This is a genomic window from Kitasatospora sp. NPDC056531 (genome assembly GCF_042794375.1).
GTDB lineage: Bacteria > Actinomycetota > Actinomycetes > Streptomycetales > Streptomycetaceae > Kitasatospora.
Genome location: NZ_JBHTTU010000333.1, coordinates 1 through 1664, shown reverse-complemented (window position 1 = coordinate 1664; position 1664 = coordinate 1). Strand labels below are relative to the sequence as shown.

Annotated in this window: 1 protein-coding gene; it reads right to left on the bottom strand. The window is 75.1% G+C overall.

Translation table 11 applies throughout. From position 1 onward, the window contains the following. A partial coding sequence (locus ACFQ87_RS46185; protein WP_380617041.1) for a type I polyketide synthase occupies positions 1-1664 on the bottom strand: 1664 nt, incomplete at both ends.

The following is a 1664-nucleotide window of genomic DNA, read 5'->3' as shown; positions in this document are numbered from 1 at the left end:
GCCGCTCCACGAGCAGCAGACCCACGCCCTCACCCCAGCCGGTACCGTCCGCCGCCGCCGCGAACGGCTTGCAACGGCCGTCCGACGCCAGCCCGCGCTGGCGGGCGAAGTCGACGAAGACGGCGGGTGTCGACATCACGGTGACGCCGCCGGCCAGTGCCAGGTCGCACTCACCGGCGCGCAGCGCCTGGCAGGCCAGGTGGAGCGTGACCAGCGAGGACGAGCAGGCCGTGTCCACGGTCACCGCCGGCCCTTCGAGGCCCAGCGCGTAGGCCACCCGGCCCGAGGCGACGCTGCCGACGTTGCCGTTGCCGAGGTAGCCCTCCAGCTCGTCCGGCACCCGGTTCAGCCGAGTCGCGTAGTCGTAGTAGATCGCGCCCGCGAACACGCCGGTGCGGCTGCCGCGCAGCGACTCCGGGTCGATGCCCGCGTGCTCGATGGTGGTCCACGAGGCTTCCAGCAGCAGCCGTTGCTGCGGGTCCATCGCGAGCGCCTCGCGCGGCGAGATGCCGAAGAAGTCGGCGTCGAACTCGGCGGCATCGTCGACGAATCCGCCGGTCCGCACGTAGGTGCTGCCCGGGCGTGAGGGATCGAGGTCGAAGATCCGGTCGACGTCCCAGCCGCGATCGGTCGGGAAGTCGGTGAGCGCGTCGACGCCGCCGGAGACCAGGTCCCACAGCTCCTGCGGGGAGGTCACGCCGCCCGGCAGCCGGCAGCCCATGCCGACGATGGCGATCGGCTCGTCGGTGACGGCCGGCACGGCCTCGGCGGCCCGGGCGGGTGTGCCCGCGGGGGCCGTCCCGCCGGCGAGCAGGTCGGCCAGGCGGCCGGCCAGCTGCCTCGGATTCGGGTAGTCGAAGACGAGCGTCGCGGGCAGGCGCAGGCCGACCGCGCTGCTCAGCCGGTTGCGCAGTTCGAGCCCGGTGAGCGAGTCGAAGCCCAGCTCGCGGAACGCACGGGTCTCCTCGATGCCGTCGTCGTCGCCGTGTCCGAGCACGGCGGCGGCGTGGGTGCAGACGGTCCGCACCAGCAGCTGCCGGCGCTCGGCCTCCGGGAGGCCGGCCAGTCGGGCCGTCAGGGCGCCCGACCGCGCCCGCATACCTGCTCCCGCACCACGGCGGCGGGGCACCCGGGCGAGCTCGCGCAGCAGCGCGGGCACCGCGTCGGCGCCGGCGCGGCGCAGCACGGCGAGGTCCATCCGTACCGGCATGAGGACAGGCTCGGCGTGGTTGGTCGCCGCTTCCAGGAGCGCGCAGCCCTGCTCGGCGGAGAGCGGCAGGACACCGAGGCCCGTCATGCGCCGCCGGTCGGCCGCGCCGAGTCCTGCGGTCATCTCGCTGCCGTCGGCCCACCAGCCCCAGGCGAGCGAGGTCGCGGGCAGGCCGTGGGCGCGGCGGTGGTGGGCGAGGGCGTCGAGGTAGGCGTTGGCGGCGGCGTAGTTGCTCTGCCCGGGGTTGCCGATCAGGCCGGCGGCCGAGGAGAACAGGACGAAGGCGTCCAGGTCCAGGTCGCGGGTGGCCTGGTGCAGGTTCCAGGCGGCGTCGGCCTTGGGGCGCAGCACGGCGGCCAGCCGTTCGGGCGTCATGGCCTGCACCACTCCGTCGTCGAGCACGCCGGCGGCGTGGACGACGGCGGTGAGCGGGTGCTCGGCGGGGATCGCGGCG